The 24,717-nt window shown below is 76.4% G+C and carries 5 protein-coding genes; all 5 read left to right on the plus strand.

Annotation, left to right across the window (positions count from 1 at the left end; genetic code table 11):
- Positions 1-6 precede the first annotated feature (6 nt).
- Positions 7-19,932, plus strand: a complete 19,926-nt coding sequence (locus tag IG05_RS0120805; protein ID WP_030344683.1) for a non-ribosomal peptide synthase/polyketide synthase — start codon at positions 7-9, stop codon at positions 19,930-19,932.
- An 83-nt stretch (positions 19,933-20,015) separates the two neighbouring features.
- Positions 20,016-20,219 carry an MbtH family protein gene (locus tag IG05_RS0120810; protein ID WP_030344685.1) on the plus strand — a complete coding sequence of 68 codons (204 nt, stop codon included), beginning with the start codon at positions 20,016-20,018 and terminating at the stop codon, positions 20,217-20,219.
- A gap of 134 nt (positions 20,220-20,353) precedes the next feature.
- Positions 20,354-20,932, plus strand: coding sequence for a GNAT family N-acetyltransferase (locus tag IG05_RS0120815; protein WP_030344687.1), 579 nt, complete (start codon positions 20,354-20,356; stop codon positions 20,930-20,932).
- Entirely contained in the window at positions 20,929-22,179 is a 1,251-nt protein-coding gene (locus tag IG05_RS0120820; RefSeq protein ID WP_078894355.1) for an MFS transporter, read from the plus strand. Before IG05_RS0120815 ends, IG05_RS0120820 begins: the two co-directional genes overlap by 4 nt.
- Before the next feature lie 51 nt (positions 22,180-22,230).
- The gene (locus IG05_RS0120825) at positions 22,231-24,681 is read left to right on the plus strand and encodes a SpoIIE family protein phosphatase (protein ID WP_030344690.1); all 2,451 of its coding nucleotides are present in this window, start codon (positions 22,231-22,233) and stop codon (positions 24,679-24,681) included.
- Positions 24,682-24,717: the final 36 nt, after the last annotated feature.

Consider the following 24,717-nt stretch of genomic DNA (forward strand, 5'->3'; position numbering starts at 1 on the left):
ACGACCATGACGTCTTCGACCCCTTCCAACCCCTCCGGCTCCGCTCGGCCCTCCCGGCCGTCCCTGCGGGACCGTGCCGAGGCGCTGCCCGAGGACCTGCGGGAGGCGCTGAAGCGGCGGCTGGCCGGACGGGCCGGCGGCGCGGCACCGGCCGCCCGGCAGGGCATCCCGCGCGCCGACCGGGACCGCCCGCTGCCGCTGTCCTTCGCCCAGCAGCGGCTGTGGTTCCTGGACCGGCTGCGCCCCGGCGACCCCCGCTACAACAGCGCCGTCGCGGTCCGTCTCACCGGCGCGCTCGACCGCGAGGCGCTGGCCGAGGCCCTCACCACCGTCGTGGCCCGGCACGAGGCGCTGCGCACCACCTTCGAGGAGACCGACGGCCGTCCGGTGCAGCGTGTGCACCCCGCGGGACCGGTGCCCCTACCGGTCCGGGACGCCGGTGACCTGGACGCGGACCTGCTGGCCGAGTACTCCCGCCCCTTCGACCTGCGGCACGGCCCCCTGCTGCGGGCCCTGCTGCTGCGGGAGTCGGCCACCTCGCACGTCCTGCTGCTGACGGCACATCACATCGTCACCGACGGCTGGTCGATGGGCGTGGTCCTGGACGAGCTGTGCACCGTCCTCGACGCCCTCGCCCGTGGCGCCCGACCGGACCTGGCCCCGCCGGCCACGCAGTACCCGGACTTCGCGGTGTGGCAGCGCGCCCAGCTCTCCGGCCCCCGTCTGGAGCAGCAACTCGACTACTGGCGCGGACAGTTGTCGGGTTCCGTCGCCCCCGAGCTGCCCCTGGACCGGCCCCGGCGCGGCGAGGAGGCGGGAGAGGGAGCCGTCCATGCCTTCACCGTGCCCGCCCCCCTCACCGCCCGGCTGCGCGACCTCGCCAGAGAACAGCACAGCACCCTGCACACCGCCCTGGTCGCCGCCACCCAGGCGCTGCTGGCCCGCTGGTCCGGCCAGGACGACATCACCGTCGGCTCGCTGACACCGGGCCGGTCCCGCACCGACCTCGAACGGACCGTCGGGTTCTTCGTGAACACCGTCGCGCTGCGCACCCCCGTGGACGCCTCCGGATCCTTCCGCGACCTGCTGGCGAAGGCGGCCGGGACGGTGGGCGACGCCTTCGCCCACGGCGACACGCCGTTCGAACGGGTCGTGGAGGCGGTCGCCGCGCCCCGCGAGCCCGGCCGCAACCCGCTGTTCGACGTGATGGTCCTGCTGCACCCCGACCCGCCCGCCGCGACCGCCCCGCACTCCCTCGACACCAGCCCGGTCACCGTGCCCCGGCAGGCGGCCACCTTCGACCTGAGCATCGAGTTCGTACCGGACGGCACCGCCCTGACCGGACTGCTGGAGTACCGCACCGACCTGTTCGACGCGGCCACGGCCGAGCGGCTGGCCGGACAGCTGCTGCGGCTGCTCCAGGGCGCCGCCGACACCCCGGACCGCCCGCTGGGCACCTTGCCCCTGCTGTCCGGGGACGAGGTGCGGCGCATCGTCCACGACTGGAGCGCCGGCCCGGACCTGGCCGTGGACGACACCCTCCACCCGGCCCTCTTCGAGCGCCGCGCCGCCCGCACCCCGGACGCGCTCGCCCTCGTCGCGGGCGGCGAGCAGCTGGACTACGCCACGCTCAACGCCCGCGCCAACCGGCTCGCCCACCACCTCATCGCGCTCGGCGCCGGCCCCGAGCGCCTGGTCGCGCTGCGGCTGCCGCGCACCGCCGACATGATCACCGCGATCCTCGCGGTCTGGAAGTCCGGTGCCGGCTACCTGCCGCTCGACCCGGCCCTGCCCGAGGAACGCGTCCGGTACCTGCTGGACGACGCCCGTCCCGCCCTCGTCCTGGACGAGGCCGCCCTGCGCGCCGTACCCGCGACGGCACCGGACACCGATCCCACCGACGCCGACCGGCGTGCCCCGCTGCACCCCGAGCACACCGCCTACGTCATCCACACCTCCGGCTCCACCGGCCGCCCCAAGGGCGTCGCCGTCTCCCACCGCGCGGCGGCGCACCTGCTGGCCGCGCACCGGGCCGGCTTCGTCGCCGAGGCGGGCGGCGGCCCGCTGCGGGTCGCGCTCACCGCCTCCTTCTCCTTCGACACCTCCCTCGAAGGCGTGCTGCTGATGGCCGACGGCCACCCGCTGCACCTGGTGGACGAGACGACCCGGATGGACCCGGCCGCCCTGGTCGAGTACGTCGTCCGGCACCGCGTCGACTTCCTCGACGTCACCCCCTCCTACCTGCGGCAGCTGCTGCCCGCCGGACTGCTCACCGACCCCCGGCACCACCCGCGCGTCCTCATGCTCGGCGGCGAGGCGATCGGATCCGCGCTGTGGCGGGAACTGGCCGCCCACCCGGACGTGACCGCCCACAACTTCTACGGCCCCACCGAGTGCACGGTCGACGCGCTGTCCTGCCGGGTCGACGGCGGCGACCGCCCGCTGGTGGGCCGCCCCCTGCCGGGCCTGCGGGCGTACGTGCTGGACGACCGGCTCCAGCCGGTGCCGCCCGGCGTCGGCGGCGAGCTGTACCTGGCGGGCCCCCAGCTGGCCCGGGGTTACACCGGCCGCCCCGGCCTGACCGCCGCCCGCTTCCCCGCCGACCCCTACGGGCCGCCCGGCACCCGCATGTACCGCACCGGCGACCTCGCCCGCTGGACCGCCGACGGCCGCCTGGACTACCTCGGCCGCGCCGACGACCAGATCAAGGTCCGCGGCCACCGCATCGAGCCCGGCGAGATCGAGGCCGCCCTGCTCGCACTGCCCGGCATCACCGCCGCGGCGGTCGTCGCCGTACCCGACGCGCACGGCCACACCCGCCTCGCCGCCTACGTCGTACCCGCGCCCGGCGCGCCCCGGCCCGCCCCCGCCGACCTGCGGGCGGCCCTGCGCCGGGTGCTGCCCGACGCGCTGGTGCCGTCCTCCTTCACCCCGCTCGACTCGCTGCCGCTGACCACCAGCGGCAAGCTGGACCGCCGTGCCCTGCCGGCTCCCGAAACACCCGCTCGGGAGCGGGAGTTCGTCGCCCCGCGCACCACCGACGAGGAGACCCTGGCCGGCATCTGGGCCGAGGTGCTCGCAGTGGCACGGGTCGGCGTCACGGACAACTTCTTCGAGCTGGGCGGCGACTCGATCCTCAGCATCCAGGCCGTCTCCCGGGCCCGCGCCGCAGGCATCAGGATCGGCTCCCAGGACGTCTTCCGGCACCAGACGGTCGCGGACCTGGCCGCCGCCGCGGCCCGCCGCACCGAGACCGCGCCCGCCCCCCGGCGCCCGCACGCGGACGGACCCGCCCCGCTCACCCCCGTCCAGGAGTGGTTCCTCGCCACGCACGGCCCGCTGCGGCACTTCAGCATGTCGATGCTGCTCGACCTGCCGTACGACCTGGACGAGCGGGCGCTGGAACAGGCCGTGCACGCCCTGGTGGCCCGGCACCCGGCCCTGCGCACCCGCTTCACCCGCACCGGGGACACCTGGCGGCAGCACCCCGGCACCGGCCCGGCCACCGGACTGCTCACCCGCCACGACCCGGGCACCCCGCCCGACGAGGCCGCCGCAGCCGCCCGCGCGGCCCTGGACCCGGCCTCCGGCGCCCTGTTCCGCGCCGCCCTGCTCACCGCCGGACCGCGCCCCCAACTCTTCCTGACCGCACACCACCTGGCGGTCGACAGCGTCTCCTGGCGGGTGCTGCTCGCCGACCTGGAGCAGGCCTACCGGCAGGCGGCGGCGGGCGAGGAACCCCGGCTGGAGCCCGAGCACACCCCGTTCGCCGACTGGGCGCGCGACCTCGCCGACCGGGTCCGGGCCGGCGACCTCGACGACGACCTGCCGTACTGGACGGCGGAAACCGGACGGCCGCACCCCCCGCTCCCCGTCGACCTCCCCGGCACCCCGCTCGCCGGATCCGTGCGCACCGTCCGCACCCGGGTGGACCGCGCCACCACCGAGGCGCTGCTGCGCCACGTACCCGCGGCCTACCGCACCCAGGTCAACGACGTGCTGCTGAGCGCGCTGGCCCGGGTGCTGGCCGACTGGACCGGCACGGACCGGGTGACCGTCGCCCTGGAGGGCCACGGCCGCGAGGAGGACCTGGCCGAGGGCGCCGAACTGTCCCGCACGGTCGGTTGGTTCACCACCCAGTACCCGGTCACCCTGACCCCGGCCGCACCGGCCGACTGGGGGGCCACGCTCAAGGCCGTCAAGGAGCGGCTGCGGGCCGTGCCCCGCCGCGGCCTGAGCTACCAGGCGCTCGGCCACCTCGGCTCACCCGGGGACGCCGCCCGGGCCCTCGCCGGACTCCCGCTGCCCCAGGTGTGCTTCACCTACCACGGCCAGTGGGAGGCCCCCGGCGGAGGGGACTTCGCCCCCGTCGCCGACGTACCCGGCCGGGACACGGACCCCGGCGCGCCGCTGGACCACCTGCTGGACGTGTCCGCCCTCGTCGCCGACGGCGAGCTGGAGATCACCTGGCACTACAGCGACCAGGTGCACCGCTCCGGGACCGTCCGGGAACTGGCCGAGGGCATGGTGCGCGCGCTCGCCGCCATCGCCGAGCACTGCGCCGGACCCGGCGCGGGCGGCCGTACCCCCTCCGACTTCCCGCTCGCCGGCCTCGACCAGGCTGGCGTCGACCGCCTGGCGGGCGACGGCCGGGACGTGGAGGACCTGCTGCCGCTCACCCCGCTCCAGGAGGGCATGCTCTTCCACCGGCTGGTCGGCGGCCCGGACGACGTGTACGTCGACCAGGCCGCACTCCTGCTGGACGGGGTGAGCGACCCCGGCTCCCTCGCCGCGGCCTGGCAGCGGGTGACCGACCGCACGCCCGCCCTGCGCACCTCCGTCGTGTGGGAGGACGTGCCGGTACCGCTCCAGATCGTGCACCGGCACGTCACCGTCCCGACGGAGCAGCTGGACTGGCGGGACCTGGACGCGGGGGAGCGGGAGGAGCGGCTGGACCGGCTGCGCGCCGACGACCTGGCGCGCGGCCTGGACCTCGCCGCCGCCCCCCTGATGCGGCTCACCCTGATCCGGCTGCCCGAGGACCGGCTTCACCTGCTGTGGACCTCCCACCACCTGATCCTGGACGGCTGGAGCCTGGCCCAGGTGCTCACCGACGTCTTCGAGGAGTACGCGGCCCTCACCACCGGCGCCGGCACCCCGTCCCCGGTACGCCGGCCGTTCGCCGACTACGTGCGCTGGCTGTCCGGCCAGGACACCGCAGCCGCCCGCACACACTGGCGCGGCGTCCTCGCCGGGTTCGCCACCCCGACCCCGCTGCCCGTCGACCGCGTCCGGCGTCCGGGCCACGAGACCCGCTCCGGCCGCGTGCACACCGCCGGCCTGTCCGAGAAGGTGTCCGCACGGCTGGCCGCCACCGCACGCGCGGCCGGACTCACCCTCGGCACGGTGGTGCAGGGCGCCTGGGCGCTCCTGCTGTCCCGCTACGGCGCCGAGCGGGACGTGCTGTTCGGGACCACCGTCTCCGGCCGCCCCGACGACCTGCCCGGCGTCGAGTCGATGGTCGGCATGTTCATCAACACCCTGCCCACCCGGGTCCGTGTGGACGGCGGCCGCGGTGCCGCCGACTGGCTGCGGGAGCTGCAGGAGGAGCAGGCCGAGGCACGGCGGTTCGCCGCGGTCTCCCTCGCCGAGCTGACCTCCTTCAGCGACGTGCCCGCCGGCAGCCCGCTGTTCGACAGCATGGTCGCCTTCGAGAACTACCCCTTCGACCAGGCCCGTTCGGCCGGCACCGGGATCCGCCTCACGGACGTCTCCGCCCGCGACGCCACCAACTACCCCCTCGTGCTGCGGGCCTACCAGGGCGAGCGGTTCGGCTTCGACCTCGGCTACGACCCCGAGCTGTTCGACGCGGCGACGGTACGGTCCCTCGCCGACCGGCTGTGCCTGCTGCTCACCGAGCTGGCCGACGACCCGGACCGGCCCGTGCGCGCCCTCGCCTGGACGACCGCCGAGGAGCGGCGGCGGATGCTGGCCGACTGGAACGGCACCGAGGCGGGCAGGCCCGCCGACACCCTGGACGCCCTGTTCGCCGCCCAGGCCGCCCGCACCCCCCACGCCGAGGCCGTCACCTGCGGCGACGACCGGCTCGACTACGCCACCCTGGACGCGCGGGCGGCCCGGCTCGCGCACCGGCTCACCGAACTCGGCGCCGGACCGGAGACGTTCGTCGCCCTCGCGCTGCCCCGCTCCACCGACCTCGTCGTGGCGGTCCTCGCCGTCCTCAGGACCGGCGCCGCCTACCTGCCCGTCGACCCCGCGCTGCCCGGCGAACGCGTCCGGGACCTGCTCGCCGACGCCCGGCCGGTGGCGCTCGTGACCACCCGGCAGGCCGCGGCCGACCCGGCCCTGCCGGTCCTCCTGCTGGACGACCCCGGCGTCCGCGCCGACCTGGCCCGGCGCCCGGTCACCGGCCCGGCCCGCCGCGCGCTGCCCGAGAGCCCCGCCTACGCCATCTTCACCTCCGGCTCCACCGGCCGGCCCAAGGGTGTCGTCGTCCCGCACGCCAACGTGGTCCGGCTGTTCACCCGCACCCGGCACTGGTTCGGCTTCGGCCCCGAGGACGTGTGGACGCTGTTCCACTCCTACGCCTTCGACTTCTCGGTGTGGGAGCTGTGGGGCCCGCTGCTGCACGGCGGCCGGCTGGTGATCGTCCCCGAGGACACCGCCCGCTCCCCGGAGGACTTCCTGCGCCTGCTCGCCGACGAACAGGTCACCGTCCTCAACCAGACGCCCTCCGCCTTCTACCCGCTCAGCCGGGCCGACGCCGAACTCCCCGACGTCAGCGCGCGGCTGGCGCTGCGCACGGTGATCTTCGGCGGTGAGGCGCTGGACGTGACCCGGCTCGCCGACTGGTACGCCCGCCATCCCGACACCGCGCCCCGCCTGGTGAACATGTACGGCATCACCGAGACCACCGTGCACGTCACCCACGCCCCGCTGGACCGCACGGCGGTCCGCGCCGGCACCGCGAGCCCCATCGGCACCGGCATCCCCGACCTGCGGCTCTACGTCCTCGACGACACCCTCCAGCCGGTGCCGCCGGGGGCCGTGGGCGAGCTGTTCGTCGCCGGCGAGGGCCTCGCGCGCGGCTATCTGAACCGGCCGGGGCTCACCGCGACCCGGTTCCCCGCCGACCCGTTCGGACCGCCCGGCACCCGCATGTACCGCACCGGGGACCGGGCCCGCTGGCGGGCCGACGGCACCCTGGAGTACCTGGGCCGCGCCGACCAGCAGGTCAAGATCCGCGGCTACCGCATCGAACCCGGCGAGATCGAGGCCGCCCTGCACCGCCACCCCGGCGTGGGCGCCGCCACCGTCGGCGTGTACGAGGACACCGCCGGCACCCGCCGGCTCGTCGCCCACGTCGTCGGCACCGGCACCGGCACCGGCGACCGCGCCGTACCGCCGCCGCCCGCCGCCGAACTCCGCGCCCACCTGGAGGCGCTGCTGCCCGCGCACATGGTGCCGGCCGCCTACGTGCCGATGGCCGCGCTGCCGCTCACCGTCAACGGCAAGCTCGACCGGCGCGCGCTGCCCGCGCCCGGCCCCGACGGCTTCGCCGCCGACGGCACCCGGACCCCGCCGCGCACCCCGGCCGAACGGCTGGTCGCCGCCGCGTGGACCGACGTCCTGGACACCGACGAGGTCGGCGCCGACGACGACTTCTTCGCCCTCGGCGGCGACTCCATCCTCGCCGTCCGCGTCACCTCACGGCTGCGCGCCGCCTTCGGCACGGACGTCTCACCCCGGCTGCTGTTCACCCACTCCACCGTCTCCGCCCTCGCGGACGCGCTGGGCGAGCCCCGGACCGGGAACACCACCGACGTCATACCGGCCGCCGCCGGGGACGGCCCGGCGCCGCTGTCGTACGCCCAGCAGCGCCTGTGGTTCCTGGACCGGTTCGAGCCGGGCAGCACCGAGTACACCACCCTGTCCGTGCTCCGGCTGCGCGGCCCGCTCGACACCGCCGCCCTGCGCACCGCCCTGGACGGCCTGGTCGCCCGGCACACGACCCTGCGCACCACGTTCACCGAACACGACGGCGAGGCGGCGCAGTTCGTCCAGCCGGCGCGCCCCGTGGACCTCCCGGTGGACGACCTCCCGGACCCCGCCGCCCTCGACGCCCTGCTGGACCGCGAGGCCGCCACCCCCTTCGACCTGGCCACCGGGCCGCTGTTCCGGGCCCGCCTGGCCCGGCTCGCCGCAGACGAACACGTCCTCGTGCTGGCCGCGCACCACATCGTCACCGACGGCTGGTCCACCGGCGTGCTGGCCCGGGACCTGGGCGAGCTGTACGCGGCGGCCCTGGAGGACCGCCGCCCCGGCCTGCCCCAGCTGCCCGTCCGCTACACCGACTACGCCGCCTGGCAGCGCACCCGCGCCGAGCGGGCCGAGGCCGAACTCGCGCACTGGCGCCGGACCCTGGACGGCGTGACCCCGCTGGAGCTGCCCACCGACCGGCCCCGGCCGGCCGTCCGCACCCGCGAGGGCGCCCTGGTGACCTTCACCCTGCCCGCCGCGCTGACCGAGCGGCTGCGCGCCCGGGGCCGGGAGTCCGACGCCACCCTCTACATGACCCTGGTCGCCGCCTGCCAGGTCCTGCTCGCCCGCTGGGCGGGCCAGGAGGACGTCACCGTCGGCACCGTCACCGCCGGCCGCGACCGGCCCGAACTGCACGACATGGTCGGCATGTTCGTCAACACGCTGGTGCTGCGCGCCCGGGTCCGCCCCGACCTGCCGTTCCGGGAGCTGCTGGCCGAGGTGCGCACCACCGTCCTGGAGGCGTTCGCCCACCAGGAGGTGCCCTTCGAGCGGGTCGTGGACGCCGTCCAGCCCGAGCGGGACACCAGCCGCACCCCGCTGTTCCAGGTCATGGTCGCCCTGCACAACCTCGGCGCGCAGTCACCCCGGCTGCCCGGCCTGGCGGTGGAGCCGGTGACCCCGCCGGTCCGCACCGCCACCTTCGACCTCGCCTTCGACTTCACGGAGACCGACGGCGGCCTCACCGGCTACCTGGAGTACAACACCGGGCTGTTCGACGCCGGCACCGCCGAGCGCCTCGCCGCCCGGCTGCGGATCCTGCTGGAGGCCGCCGCCGCGGATCCCGGACAGGCCGTGGGCCGCCTGCCGCTGATGAGCGACGCCGAACGGCAGCAGGTCCTCCGGCAGGGCCGGGGCGCCCGGCTGCCCGAGCCCGACACCACCTTCCCCGCCCTGTTCGAGGCGCAGGCCGCCCGCACCCCGCACCACACCGCCCTGGCGGCCCGCGACACCACCCTGGACTTCGCCGCGCTGAACCGGCGCGCCAACCGGCTCGCCCACCACCTCATCACCCGGGGCGCCGGCCCCGAGGACGTCGTCGCCGTACGGCTCCCGCGCACCTCGGACCTGATGACGGCACTCCTCGCCGTCCTCAAGGCGGGCGCCACCCTGCTCTGCCTGGACCCCGGACTCCCGCGGGAACGGCAGGACTTCCTGCTCGCCGACGCCCGCCCGCACACCCTGCTCACCGACCTCACGACGGTGCCCTGGGACGAGCTGCCCGCACACGATCCGACGGACGCCGACCGCGTCCGGCCCCTGCTGCCCGGGCACACCGCCTACATCGTCTACACCTCCGGCTCCACCGGCCGCCCCAAGGGTGTCGCCGTCGAACACCGGCAGCTGGTCAACCTGTGCCAGGACCACCGCGCGCACCTGCTCGCCCCGCACACCGCCGGCGGCCGGCGGCTGCGGGCCGCGCTCAGCGCCTCCTTCTCCTTCGACACCTCCTGGGAAGGGCCGCTGCTCCTCGCCCTCGGCCACGAGGTCCACCTGATCGACGAGGACGTACGCCTGGACCCGGAGGCGTTCTGCGCCCAGGTCGCCGCACACCGCCTCGACCTCGTCAACGTCACCCCGTCCTTCCTCCGCGAACTCACCGCCGCCGGCCTGCTCGCCCCCGGCCGCCACCACCCGCGCCTGCTGCTCGTCGGCGGCGAGGCCGTCACCGCCGCCGACTGGCGCGAACTCGCGCGCGTCGAACGGGAACTGAACGTCTCGGTGTACAACATGTACGGGCCCACCGAGTGCACCGTCGACGCCGTCTACGGCCGCTTCGCCGACCGGCCCGACCGCCCCGTCATCGGCCGCCCCGGCGGCAACCTGCGCGCCTACGTCCTCGACGGCGCCCTGCGCCCGGTGCCGCCCGGGGTGCCCGGCGAGCTGTACCTGGCCGGGTCGCAGGTGGCCCGCGGCTACCTGCACCGGCCCGGCCTCACCGCGGCCCGCTTCCCCGCCGACCCGTTCGGCGCGCCGGGGGAGCGGATGTACCGCACCGGGGACCGCGCCCGCTGGGACCGGAACGGACTGCTGGAGTTCCTGGGCCGGGTGGACGAACAGGTCAAGATCCGTGGATTCCGCATCGAGCCCGGCGAGGTGGAGGCCGCCATCCTGGACCACCCGGACGTCGCCGACGCCGCGGTCACCGCACGCGAACACGCCGGCCGGCTCATGCTCGTCGGCTACGTGGTGCCCGCCGGCGAGCGCCTGGCGTCCGCCGACGAGCTGCGCCTGGCACTGCGCCGCACCTTGCCCGACCACATGGTGCCGACCGCCTTCGTCCCGCTGGCCCGCATCCCGCGCACCACCAGCGGCAAGACCGACCGGCGCGCCCTGCCCGCCCCGCCCGCACAGCCCGACAGCAGCACTCCGTACGTCGCGCCCCGGCCCGGCACGGAGGAACGCCTGGCCGCGATCTGGGCGGAGGTGCTCGGCGTCGAACGGGTCGGCGCGCGCGACAACTTCTTCACGCTCGGCGGCGACTCCATCCTGAGCATCCAGATCGTCTCCCGCGCCCGGCAGGCCGGCCTCGCCCTCACCACCAAGGACGTCTTCCGCCACCAGACGGTCGCCGAACTCGCCCTGCGGGCGAAGGAGTCCGCCCCGCGCCCGGTCGCCGCCGAGGAGACGGGCGAGGCGCCGCTCACCCCGATCCAGCACTGGTACCTGGACGGCCGCGACCCCGCGCGGCCGCTCCGGTTCACCATGACCCAGCGCCTCGAACTCGCCCCGGGCACCGACCACTCCGCACTGGGACAGGCCGTCGGCGCCGTCGTGGGCCATCACCCGGCCCTGCGCACCCGTTTCCGCCACACCGCCGACGGCTGGCGCCAGGAGGCGCTGCCCGAGACGCCGGACGGCGTCTTCAGCCGCCACGACGTGGCCGGGCTGGACGACACGGCGCTGGAGGCCGTCGTCCAGCGGCTCACGGACGAGGCGCAGGCCGGCCTCGATCCCGTCGCCGGCCGGGTCGTCCGCGTCCTGCTCTTCGACCGGGGCCCGCAGCGGCCGGGGCAACTGGTCGTCACCGCACACCACCTGGTCATCGACGGGGTGTCCTGGCGCATCCTGCTGGGGGACCTGGAGAGCGCCCACCGGGCCGCCGCGGCCGGCCGGCCCGTCGAGCTGCCCGCCACCGGCACCCCTTACGGCCACTGGGCCGCCCGCCTGGACCGGCACACCCGCTCCGGCGCCCTGGACGCCGACCTGCCGTACTGGACGCGCACCGGCGCGGCCCCGGCCGCCCTGCCCGCCGGCCGCCCCGGCCCGAACACCCACGGCGCCGCCGCCACGCTCACCGTCACGCTGGACGAGCAGACCACCGAGGCCCTGCTGCGGCAGGTCCCGGAGGCCTACCGCACCCAGGTCAACGACGTCCTGCTCAGCGCCCTCGGCCGCACCCTGGCCCGCTGGTGCGGACGCGACACGGTGCTGCTCGGCGTGGAGGGGCACGGCCGCGAGGACCTGTTCGAGGACGTGGACCTCTCGCGGACCGTCGGCTGGTTCACCGCCGAGTTCCCGCTCGCCCTGCGCGTCGCCCCGGACGCCGGCTGGCACGACACCCTCCGCTCGGTCAAGGAGCAGCTGCGCGCGGTGCCGCTGCACGGCCTGAGCCACGGCGCCCTGCGCCACCTGCGGCCCGACGGCCCGCTCACCGGCGCCCCGGCCCCGCAGGTCGGCTTCAACTACCACGGCCAGTGGGACACCGGGGGCGCCGGCGGCCTGTTCCGCGGCGCCCTGCCGCCGGCGGGCCGGGACACCGACCCGGCCGAACCCCGCCCGTACCTGCTGGACATCACCGGCGTGGTCCAGGAAGGCCGGCTCGAACTCGGCTGGACCTACCCGGCGGAGGTCTACGACGAGAGCACGGTCCGCCGGCTCGCCGAGGAGATGCTCGCGGCGCTGGCGGACATCGCGGCGCACTGCGCCCGGCCCGGCACGGGCGGCCGCACCCCCTCCGACTTCCCGCTCGCGGGCCTCGCCCAGGACCGGCTGGACCGGCTCGTCGGCACCGGCCGGCACGTCGAGGACGTCCTGCCGCTCACCCCGCTCCAGTCCGGCATGCTCTTCCACGGCCTGGTGGACACCGAGCACGCCTACTTCGACCGGACGGCGGTACGGCTGTCCGGCGTCGCCGACCCGCGCGCCTTCGCCGCCGCCTGGCAGCTGGTCGCCGACCGCACGCCGGCCCTGCGCACCAGCGTCCACTGGCAGGGCCTGCCTCACCCGGTGCAGGTCGTCCACCAGCGCGCCGAGCTGCCCGTCACCCACCTCGACTGGCGCACCCTGACGCCCGCAGAGCGCACGGAGGCCACCGAGCGGCTGCTCGCCGAGGACCGCGCGGCCGGCCTGGACCTCGGCACCGCCCCGCTGACCCGGCTCACCCTGGCCGCCCTGCCCGGCGACGAGGTGCTGCTGCTGTGGTCCACCCACCACATCGTCCTCGACGGCTGGAGCACCGGGCAGCTGCTCACCGAGGTGTGCGAGCGGTACGCCGCCCTGACCGGCGGCCCCGAACCCGCGCCCCCGGTGCGCCGGCCCTTCGCCGACTTCCTGCACTGGCTGCGCGAGCAGGACGAGCCGGCGGCCGAGCGGCACTGGGCCGAGACGCTGGCCGGGTTCACCGCCCGCACCCCGCTGCCGTACGACCGCACACCCGCCGAGGCCCACCGCGCCCGCTCCGCCGCCGCCGTCCACCACGAGCTGGACGCGCGGGTCTCCGGCCGGCTCCGCCAGGCCGCGGCCCGCGCCGGACTCACCGTCAACACCGTGGTGGAGGGCGCCTGGGCGCTGCTGCTGGCCCGCTACAGCGGCCGGGACGACGTGGTGTTCGGCACCACCGTCTCCGGCCGCCCGGCCGAACTGCCCGGCGTCGACGGCATGATCGGCATGTTCATCAACACCGTGCCGGCCCGGGTCCGGATACCCGCCGGACCGGTGCTGCCCTGGCTGCGTGACCTCCAGGACCGGCAGAGCGACGCCCGCCGCTTCGACTTCCTGGCCCTGCCCCGCATCCAGGCCGTCGGCGAAGTCCCGTCCGGGGAGCCGCTCTTCGACAGCATGGTGGTGTTCGAGAACTACCCCGTGGACGAGTCGGCCACGGCCCGCACGGGCGTCCGCGTCGAGGAGGTGCGCGCAGACGACGCCACCACCTTCCCGTGGTGCCTGCGCGCCCACCTGTCAGAACGGCTCGGATTCGACCTGGCCTACGACCCGGACCTGTTCGACGCCGGCACCGCCCGACGCGCCGCGGACCGGCTGGCCGCCCTGCTCACCGCCCTGGCCGGCGGGTTCGACACCGACCTGGCCGCCCTGGACCTGCTCACCCCGGCCGACCGCGAGCTGCTGGCCGCCTGGAACACCACCGCCCGCCCGGCCGCCCCGCGCAGTCCGGTGGACCTGTTCGCGGAGCAGGCCCGCCGTACCCCGGGCGCCCTCGCGGTCCGGGACGGCGACCGCGGGCTGACCTACGGCCAACTGCACGACTGGGCCGGCAGGCTGGCCGTACGGCTGGTGGCGGACGGGCTGGCGGCCGAGGACCGGGTGGCGCTGCTGATGGACCGCTCCGCCGAACTCGTCGTCGCCCAGCTCGCGGTGCTGATGGCGGGCGGCGCCTACGTCCCCGTCGACACCCGGGCCCCCGAGGAGCGCCGCCGCACCCTCCTCGCCCGGGCCGGCGTCACCGTCCGGCTCACCGCCGCCGACGTGACCGCCGCCCGCACCGGCACCGGGGAGGCGCGGACACCGGCCGCCGACCCCGACCGGCTGGCCTACGTGATGTTCACCTCCGGCTCCACCGGCCTGCCCAAGGCGGTCGCCGTACGGCACCGGGACGTGGCCGCGCTCGCCACCGACAGCCGGTTCGCCGACGGCGTCTGCGCCCGGGTGCTGCTGCACTCGCCGGTGGCCTTCGACGCCGCCACCTTCGAGGTGTGGGCCCCGCTCCTGACCGGTGGCTGCGTGGTCGTCGCCCCGGGTGAGAACGTGGACGCGGCCCTGCTGCGCCGGCTCGCCGCCGACGGCGGCCTGACCGCGCTGTGGCTGACCGCCGGACTGTTCCGGCTGCTCGCGCAGGACGCCCCCGACTGCTTCCGGGGCCTGAAGCAGGTGTGGACCGGCGGCGACGTCGTGCCCGCGCAGGCCGTGCGCCGGGTGCTGGCCGCCTGCCCCGGCCTGACCGTCGTGGACGGCTACGGACCCACCGAGACCACCACCTTCGCCACCTCCTGCGCCCTGACCGACCCGGCCGCGGTGCCCGACACCGTGCCCATCGGCCGGCCCCTGGACGACATGCGGGTGCACGTCCTCGACGCCCGGCTGCGGCCCGTCCCGCCGGGCTGCGCGGGCGAGCTGTACCTGGCCGGCGAGGGCGTCGCCCGCGGCTACCTGGGCCGCCCCGGCGACACCGCGGCCCGCTTCCCCGCCGACCCCTACGGCCCGCCCGGCGCCCGCATGTACCGCACCGGCGACCTGGCCCGGCGGCGGCCGGACGGCACCGTCGAGTTCCTGGGCCGCGCCGACGACCAGGTGAAGATCCGCGGTTTCCGGGTCGAGCCCGGCGAGGTCGAGGCCGCCCTCGCCGCCCACCCGGACGTCGTCGACGTGGCCGTGCTGGCCCGCGAGGACCGGCCGGGCGCCAAGCGGCTCGTGGCCTACGTCGTCGGACCGGCCGGACAGGACGGCGAGGACCTGCGGGCCTTCGCCGCCCGCACCCTGCCCGACTACCTCGTGCCCACCGCCGTCGTCCCGCTCGCCGCGCTCCCGCTCAGCCCCAACGGCAAGGTCGACCGGGCCGCGCTGCCCGCACCGGAGGCCGTGCCGGGGCGCACCCGGGTCGAGCCCCGCTCCGAGGCCGAGCGCCGTACGGCCGCCGTCTTCGGCGAGGTGCTGGGCAGCGAACCGCCCGGCGTCGAGGACGACTTCTTCCAGCTGGGCGGCGACTCGATCCTCAGCATCCGGCTCGCCTCCCGCCTCGCCGAGGCCTTCGACACCGACCTCACCCCGCGCGCGGTGTTCACCCACCCCACGCCGGCCGGACTCGCCCGCCTGCTCGGCGCACGGCAGGGGACCGGACGGGCCGCCATCACGCCGGCCGCCGGGGAGGGGCCCGCGCCGATGTCGTACGCCCAGCAACGCCTGTGGTTCCTGGAGGAGTTCGCACCCGGCGGCGCGGAGTACGTCACCGCGCTCGCCCTCCGGCTGCGCGGCACCCTGGACACCCGTGCCCTGCGCGCCGCCCTCGGCGCACTGGTGGCCCGGCACGAGTCGCTGCGCACCACCTTCGACAGCGTCGACGGGCACGGCGTCCAGCTCGTCCACCCGCCGCAGGATGTTCCGCTGCCCGTACGCGACCTGTCCCGGCTGGGCGGAAGGGAGAAGGAGCCGGCGCTGCGGAGCCTGCTCGCCGAGGAGCGCTCCCGCCCCTTCGACCTGCGCGAGGGGCCGCTGCTGCGCACCGGTCTGGTCCGGCTGGCCGAGGACGAGCACGTGCTCGCCCTCACCCTGCACCACATCGTCACCGACGGCTGGTCCACCTCCGTGCTGCTCGGCGACCTCGCCCACTACTACCGAGCCGAACTGGGTGTCGTGGACGGCGAGTTGCCGCCGCTGCCGGTCCGGTACGCCGACTACGCGCACTGGCAGCGCGGTGCCGGGGACACCGGCGCGGAGGAGCACCTCGCCTACTGGAAGCGGCACCTGGCCGACACCGCACCGCTGGACCTGCCCACCGACCGGCCCCGGCCGCCGGTGCGCACCAGCGCCGGCGCGACCACCCGGCTGGCGGTGTCCGCCGGGACCGTGCGGGGGCTGACCCGGATCGCCCGGGAGCACGGGACCACCCTGTTCACCACGCTCGTCGCCGCCGCGCAGGCCTACCTCGCCCGGCTCTCCGGCGCCGAGGACATCGCCGTCGGCACCGTCGCCTCCGGCCGCGAGCGGCCCGAGACGCAGGGCCTCGTCGGGTTCTTCGTCAACACCCTGGTGCTGCGTTCCCGGGCCGAGGCCGGGCAGCCCTTCACCGGGTTCCTCACCGCCGTACGGCAGACCGTCCTCGACGCCTTCGCCCACCAGGACGTGCCGTTCGAACGGGTCGTGGACGAGGTGCAGCCGGTCCGCGACACCAGCCGCAGCCCTCTCTTCCAGGTCATGGTCGTCCTGCAGAACACCCCGGGCGCCGGACTGGACCTGCCCGGACTGGACGTCACCGACGTCGAACCGGAGTCGGAGCAGGCCGCGTTCGACCTCACCCTGGAGTTCGCCGAGACCGGCTCGGGAGCGCTGGACGGCCTGCTCACCTACAACACCGACCTGTTCGACCAGGCCACCGCCGAACGGATGGCCGCCCAGCTCGGCACCCTGCTGCACGCCGTCGCCGAGGACCCGGAACGCCCGCTCGGCACCCTCCCGCTGACCTCCGCCGACGAGCTGAAGACCCTGCTGGACCAGGGCCGGGGCACCTTCCGCCCGGTACCGGAGTCCACCCTGCCCGCCCTGTTCGAACGGCAGGCCGCCCGCACCCCGGACGCGCCGGCGCTGGTCGACGGCGACCGGGAGCTGACGTACGCGGAGGTGGACCGGGCCGCCAACCGGCTCGCCCACCGGCTCCTCGGGGACGGTGTCGGCCCGGAGCGGGTGGTGGCCCTGGCGCTGCCCCGCTCGGCGGCGGCCGTCGTGGCCCAGCTCGCGGTCGCCAAGGCAGGCGGCGCCTTCCTGCCCGTCGACCCCGACTACCCGCCGCAGCGCAGGGAGTTCATGATCCGGGACGCGGGAGCCCACCTCGTCCTCGGCGACCCCGCCGAGGTGTGGGCCGCCGACGGGCCCGAGACGGCACCCACGGACACCGACCGCCCCACCGCCCTCACCCCCGCCCACCCCGCCTACGTCATCTACACCTCCGGCTCCACCGGCACCCCCAAGGGTGTGGCGGTCACCCACCGGGGCCTCGCCTCCTTCGCCGCGGCGGCCGCCGAGCAGTACGCGGCCGGCCCCGGCGACCGGGTGCTGCAGTTCGCCTCGCCCAGCTTCGACGCCTCCGTGCTGGAGCTGTGCGTCTCCCTGCTGAGCGGGGCCGCGCTGGTCACCGGCGAGGAGGGCCCGCTGGTCGGGGAGCGGCTGGCCGAGGTGCTCGCCGAGCGGCAGGTCAGCCACGCCCTGATCCCGCCGGCCGCGCTGGCCACCGTACCGGCGGAGACCGCCGACGCCCTGCCCGCCCTGCGCACCCTCATCGTGGGCGCCGAGGCCTGCCCGGCCGACCTGGTCGACGCCTGGGCCCCCGGCCGCCGGATGATCAACTCCTACGGGCCCACCGAGGCCACCGTGGTCGCCACCTGGACCGGCCCGCTGACCCCCGGCACCGGCGCCCCGTCCATCGGCCGTCCCGCCGGCGGCACCCGGGTCCGCGTGCTCGACGCCGCGCTGCGTCCCGTACCGCCCGGCGTGACCGGCGAGCTGTACCTCGCCGGGCCCGGCCTCGCGCGCGGCTACCTGGGCCGGCCGGGGCTCACCGCCCAGCGGTTCGTCGCCGACCCGTTCGGCGCGCCGGGGGAGCGGATGTACCGCACCGGGGACCTGGTCCGCTGGACCGCCGACGGCCGGCTCCGCTTCGCCGGACGCGCCGACGACCAGGTCAAGCTGCGCGGCTTCCGCATCGAACCCGGCGAGATCGAGAGCGCGCTGCGGCGCAGCCCGCTGGTGCGGGACGCGGTCGTCGTCGTCCGCGCGGAGGAGGGCCCGGGCGCACCGGCCCGGCTCGTCGCCTACGTCGTCCCGGCCGAACCGTCCACCACCCAGCCGTCCACCACCGAACCGTCCGCCGCCGAGCCGTCCGCCGCGGTGCTGCCCGTCGGTGAACTGCGCCTGCACCTGGCCGGGTCGCTGCCCCCGCACATGGTGCCGTCCGTCTTCGTGCCGCTCGACCGGCTGCCGCTCACCCCGAACGGCAAGACCGACCGGCGGGCCCTGCCCGCACCCGGGCCGGTGCGCTCCGCCGACGGCCCGCGCACCGCGCCGCGCACCGACACCGAACGCCGGATCGCCCGCATCTGGTCCGATGTGCTGGGCATCGAGGAGGTCGGCGCCGACGACAACTTCTTCGCGCTCGGCGGCGACTCCATCCTGACCATGCAGGTGGTCTCGCGGCTGCGCCGCGACGGCCTGCACGTGGCCACCCGGGACCTGTTCACGCACCAGACCGTCGCCGAACTCGCCACCGTGGTCCGCACCGCGCCCCGCCGCTCCGACGACGGCCCGGTGACCGGCGAGGTGCCGCTCACCCCGATCCAGTCGTGGTTCCTCACCACACCCCGTGCCGCCCGCCACCACTTCAACCAGTCGGCGCTGCTGGAACTCGACGGCACCCCCGACCCGCGGGCGCTGCGCGCCGCCCTCGACGCGCTGCTGGAGCACCACGACGCGCTGCGCATGCGGTTCACCCGGGAGGCCGACGGCTGGCGGCAGTTCAACCCGCCGCCGGCCCCCGGCCACGACCTCCTCGTCCGCCACGACCTGACCGGGCTGTCCGCCGAGGAGGCCGACGCGGCCATGGCGAAGACCGCCGACGAACTGCACGCGGGCTTCGACCTGGCCCGCGGCCCGCAACTGCGCGCGGCCCTGTTCACCGGCGACGCCGGCCGGCCCGCGTTCCTCCTCCTCGTCGCCCACCACCTGGTGGTGGACGCCGTCTCCTGGCGCATCTTGAGCGACGACCTGGAGACCGCCTACCGGCAGGCCCGCCACGGCGGCCCGGTCACCCTGGGCGAGCGCGGCACCAGCTTCCGGGACTGGGCCCGCGGCCTCGCCGCACACGTCGCCGAGGGCGGCCTCGATCACGAACTGCCCTACTGGGAACAGGCGGTGGCCACCGAGGACGTACCGGCCCCGGCACCCGGCGCGGGACCCGCCGCCACGGTGAGCGTGGAACTCGGCGAGGACGACACCACGGCCCTGCTGCGGTCCGCGCCCACCGCCTACCGCACCCGGGTCAACGACGTCCTGCTCGCCGCCCTCGCCCTCGCGCTCGCCCGCTGGACCGGACGCGACCGGGTCCGCCTGGACCTGGAGGGCCACGGCCGCGAGGACCTGCTCGACGGCGTCGACCTCTCCCGCACCGTCGGCTGGTTCACCACCGTCTACCCGGTCGCCGTCCAGGTGCCCGACCCCGGCGACCTCGGACCGGACCGCGACTGGCGGTCCCTGGTGAAGTCGGTGCGCCGCCAGCTGCGCGCCGTACCCGGCAACGGCATCGGCTTCGGCGCGCTGCGCACCTTCGGTACGCCCGAGGTCCGCGAACGCCTCGGCGGCGCCGCGCACAGCCAGGTGGTGTTCAACTACCTCGGCCAGTGGGACGCCCGCCCCGACACCGCCGGCGGCGGCCTGGTCCGCGCCGAACACGGCTCCTTCGGGCAGGACCACGATCCCCGTGACCCCGGCTCGCACCCGGTGGAGGTGGTCGGCGCCGTGCAGCACGGCCGGCTCGCCTTCACCTGGCACCACCGGCCCGGCGTCCACGACACCGCGACCGTGCGCCGGGTGGCCGAGGAGTTCGCCGAAGCCCTGCGCCACCTCGCCCGGCACGCCCGGGGCGGCCGGTGACGCCCGCCCGGCCCGGACCCCGCTCACCACCGCGGGACCAGCCGACCACCACCCACCCGAACCGGACGACGAAGGAACACGACATGGACGAGAACACCCGCTACCAGGTGCTGCGCAACGACGAGGAGCAGTACTCCCTCTGGCCCGTCGACATCGAGGTGCCCGCCGGCTGGCAGCCCGTCGGCAAGGAGGGCACCGAGGCCGAGTGCTCCGCCTACGTCGACGAGGTCTGGACCGACATGCGGCCCAAGAGCCTGCGCGAGCGCATGGAGAGCGCCGGCGCCTGACCGCCACGGACCCGCCGGGCCGGCCTCGCCCAGGCCGGCCGGCCCGGCACCCCGACCTCCCCCCCACGTGCCGCCGTCCCGGCGCCCCACCGCCCTCGGCCCCCACCGCACCGCGCCACTCCCGAGGAGCCGCCATGACCCCCGTCCTGCGCACCGAACGCCTGGAGTTCGTCCCCTACCGGCCCGAGCACGAGGACGCCTTCGTCGCCCTGCTGCGCGACGCGGAGGTCTGCCGCTGGATGGGCCAGGACCTCGTGCCCGAACCGGAGATCCGCGCCCTCTTCCAGGCCATCCTCACCGACGTCTACCCCACGCGCCGCTTCGACGTGTGGGGCCTGTGGTTCGAGGGCGGCTACGTCGGGCACGCCGAGGTGAAGCCGACCGGCAACGTCGACGGCCACGAACTCGTCACCGCGCTCGCCCCCGCCTACTGGGGCCACGGCCTGGGCGGCGAGGCCGTCCGCGGCCTGCTGCGCCACGCCGCCGACAACCTCGGCCTGACCGAGGCCTACGGCATGGTCGGCGCCGAGAACACCGCCAGCCTGAGCATGTGCCGCCGCCTCGGCTTCCGCCACGTCCGCGACGTCGTCGACGACGACGGGAAGGTGACGAAGCTGCTCGTCATCCCCACGGGTCCAGGTGCGGCACCGGACGCCACGGCAGCGGGCACGGAGGGTGCCGGCGGGGCCGTACGGCGTGAGGAAGCCGTATGACGCGGGCGCCGGTCAGCGAGGGGGCCGCCGGGGCCGCGGGCGGCGGGCGGGCGGGCGGCCTGTGGCGGAACCGGGACTTCACCCTGCTGTGGACCGGTCAGTGCCTGTCCGATCTGGGCGGCGCCATGGTGGACCTGGCGCTGCCGCTGCTGGTGCTGCAGCAGACCGGCTCGCCGGCCCGGGCCGGGCTGGTCGGGACCGTCGGGCTGGTCACCGCCCTGGTGTGCCGGCTGCCCGCCGGGGTCCTCGCCGACCGTGCCGACCGGCGCCGGCTGATGATCGCCTGCGACGCGCTGCGGCTCGCCGGGCACGCCCTGCTCGGCTGGGCGGTCGTCACCGGCAGGGCGAGCCTGCCGGTGATCCTCGCGGTGGTGGTCGCCGGCTCCGCGGCCACGGCCGTCTTCAGCACCGCCGAGCACGCCTCCGTGCGCAACCTGGTCCGCCCCGACCAGCTGACCTCCGCCGTCGCCCGCAACGAGGCGCGGACCTACGGCGTCTCACTGGCCGGTCCGCCGCTGGGCGGACTGCTGTTCGGGCTGGGCCGGGCCCTGCCCTTCCTCGGCAACGCGCTCAGCTTCCTGCTCTCCCTCGCGGCCGTCTGGCGTATCCGCGGCCCCCTCCAGCAGCCCCGGCGCGAGGCCGCCGAGCCCCTCGGCGCGTCCACCGTGCAGGGCCTGCGCTTCCTGCTGGGGCATCCGTTCCTGCGCGCCCTGCTGGTGATCGCCGCCCCGCTGAACATGGCCTTCACCGGCATGATCTTCGCGATGACCCTCGCGCTGCGCCGCGCCGGCGTCTCCGCGCCCGTGGTCGGACTCGCCGGCACCATCTTCGCGCTCGGCGGCCTGCTGGGCGCCTTCGCCGCCCCGGCGCTCCAGCGGCGCCTGCGGCTGCCCGTCCTGATCACCCTGCTGTGCTGGGCGACCGCCGCGCTGATGACGGCCGGCGCGCTGCTGGCCGGCACGGTGGCGGCCGCCGTACCGCTGGCCGCCGCCGTGTTCCTCGGGCCCACGGCGAACGCCGCCCTCTTCGCCCACCAGGCCGCCGTCACCCCCGACCACCTCCAGGGGCGCGTGGTCGGCGGCGTCCTGCTCGCCGCCGGCTCGGCCGCCGCGCTCGCCCCCGCCCTGGCCGGCGCGCTGCTGGCCCGCTGGGACCCGGTCCCGGCCACGCTGGTCTTCCCCGCGCTGGTCACGGCCGCCGCACTGACGGCCACCCTGAGCAGGGGCATCCGGACGATGTCCGCCTAGCCCGGGGTCGCAGGGGCTGCGCGGGCGGCTCATACGCGCTGTAATGGCGAGGTGGTGAGTGAGGGCGCTGCGGTCAGCGGGAGGAGAACGGGGCCGGAGCGCGCCGAAGCCGCCCTCGCCTCGCTGATGGCGTCCCCGGACACCCCCGACCGGCTCCGCCGCCTCCTCGAACAGGCGCTCGTGTTCGCCGGTGCGTCCTTCGCCGGGGTGTACACGCCCGGAGCGGATCCCGCCCAGCTCTGCCTGACCGAGTCGGCGGGTCTGCCCCGCACCCTGTACGGCCTGCGCGACTGCTACCCGGCCACCGGCGGCTTCCCGGTCGCCGAGGCGCACCGCACCGGACGCCCGCGGTGGCTCGGCCCCGCCGAGGTGGCCGGCTGCCCGGACGCGCGCCGCACCCCCTCCCCGGACTTCTCCCTGGCCGTCCTGCCGCTCGGCCGGCCGGGCGCCGGCTGCCTGCTGGCGGTCGGCGAGCACCCCGGCGGCTTCGGCACCGACGACCGGGCCTGTCTGGAGCTGGTCGCCGGCGCGGTCGCCGTCCCCGCACCCGCCGCCGCCGGCGAGACCGGCGAGCTGCCCGAGGACGCCTTCAGCCTGGCCATGGACACCGGCCGGGTCGAGGTCGGCGAGGCCATCCTGCGGCTGCTCGGGATCGACCCTGCCGACTTCGACGGCCGCGTGGAGACCCTGCTCGGCCGCGCGGTGCCCGAGGACCTGCCCGCCCTGATGTCCGTGGTCGAGGCCGACCACATGTCCATCGGCGACCGCGAGCTGGAGTTCCGCATCCTGCAGTCCACCGGCCCGCCCAAGTGGCTGCGGCTGCGCGGCCGGCTGCTGCCCGGCGGCGAGGGCCGCACCGCCCGGCTGGTCGGCACCGTCGCCGACGCCTCCACGCTGCGCTCCGACGTCACCGACGTGGCGCGGGTGCAGCGCCTGGCCGCCGCCCTCGCCATGGCCGGCACCGTCAAGGACGTCGGCCAGGCCGTCGTGGCCGCCCTGCGGGTGCCGCTCCAGGCCGACCGGATCGCCCTGGCCGAACTGGAGAACGACCGGCTGGTCGTCACCGTCCTCGACCCGCCCGAACCCGAGGCCTGGCCCGAGGTGTGGCGCAGCGAGTGGCGCACCGAGTGGCCCGACGCGCCGGTGCGCGCCATGCCCACCCTGGCCGCCGCGCTGCGCGAGGGCCGCGCCCGGATCTGGCCCGCCGGCAGCCCGCTGGAGCCCGCCCTCGCCGAGGTCGGCCCGGGCGGCCTCGCGGTGCTGCCGCTGCCCGCCGGCGGCCGTATGGCCGGCGCCTGTCTGATCGGCTGGGACCGCCCGCACGAGTTCGCCCCCGACGAGCGCGCCCTGCTCACCGCCTGCGCCGGCCTCGCCGGCCAGGCCCTGCTGCGGGCCCACGCCTTCGACGCCGAGCACGAGCTCGTCGGCATGCTCCAGCGCACGCTGCTGCCCCGCCGCCTGCCCAGGCTGCCCGGCGCGGTCGCCGTCGCCCGCTACCTGCCCACCACCGCCGGTCTGGAGGTCGGCGGCGACTGGTACGACGTGATCCCGCTCGCCGACAACCACGTCGCCCTCGTCATCGGCGACGTCCAGGGGCACAACGCGGGCGCCGCCACCCTGATGGGCCAGATGCGCACCGCGCTGCGCGCCTACGCCGCCGAGGGCCACAGCCCGGACGTGGTCGTCGCGCACGCCAACCGGCTGCTGCTGGACATGGAGACCGACCTCTTCGCCACCTGCGCCTACGTCGACGTCGACGTGGAGCGGGGCACCGCCTGGTGCGTACGCGCCGGGCACCTCCAGCCGGTGCTGCGCCACCCGGACGGCACCGCCGAGATCGTGCAGGCCGAGGGCGGCCCACCGCTCGGGGTGCTCGCCCAGGCCGAGTTCCCGATGACCCCGCTGCGCCTCCAGCCCGGCACCGTCCTCGCGCTGACCACCGACGGCCTGGTGGAGTACCCCGGCGCCGACCTGGACGCCGGCATGGACCGGATGGCCCGCCGGCTGTCCGCCGCCGACCCCGCCCACCTCGGCCTGGTCGCCGACGCCCTGCTCGCCGGAGCCCACCGCAGCGACGACGTGGCGCTGCTGCTGGTGCGCTACGACGGGATGGCCGTACGGCCGCTGCGTGAGAGCTGGACGGTGTGGCGCGTGCCGGAGGCGGTCCGGCACGCCCGCCGCTTCACCCGGCGCACCCTGCGCACCTGGGGCGTGTCCCCGGACACGCTCGACGCGGCCCTGCTGGTCGTCTCCGAACTCGTCACCAACGCCCTGGTGCACACCGGCGGGCAGGTCCGGCTCGACCTCAGCCTGCTCAACCACCGGCTGCGGCTCGCCGTGGCCGACGCCTCCCCGCGCAGCCCGGTGAAGCCCACCAGCATCGGCTGGGAGGCCACCGGGGGCCGGGGCATCCTGCTGGTGGAGGCCGTGTCGACGGCCTGGGGGACGGTTCCGGTCAGCGGCGGCAAACAGGTCTGGGCGGACCTCGTCCCCGACGGCTGACCCCCCGCCCGGATGCGCGGGCAACCGTTCGGGCGG

Origin of the sequence: Streptomyces sp. NRRL S-1022 (assembly GCF_000720135.1) — a bacterium.
In the GTDB taxonomy this organism is placed as follows: domain Bacteria; phylum Actinomycetota; class Actinomycetes; order Streptomycetales; family Streptomycetaceae; genus Streptomyces.

Bases quoted from the DNA above. Each gene is read 5' to 3' on its own strand.
- IG05_RS0120805 (WP_030344683.1), top strand. From the start codon at position 7: ATGACGTCTTCGACCCCTTCCAACCCCTCCGGCTCCGCTCGGCCCTCC.
- IG05_RS0120810 (WP_030344685.1), top strand. From the start codon at position 20,016: ATGGACGAGAACACCCGCTACCAGGTGCTGCGCAACGACGAGGAGCAG.
- IG05_RS0120815 (WP_030344687.1), top strand. From the start codon at position 20,354: ATGACCCCCGTCCTGCGCACCGAACGCCTGGAGTTCGTCCCCTACCGG.
- IG05_RS0120820 (WP_078894355.1), top strand. From the start codon at position 20,929: ATGACGCGGGCGCCGGTCAGCGAGGGGGCCGCCGGGGCCGCGGGCGGC.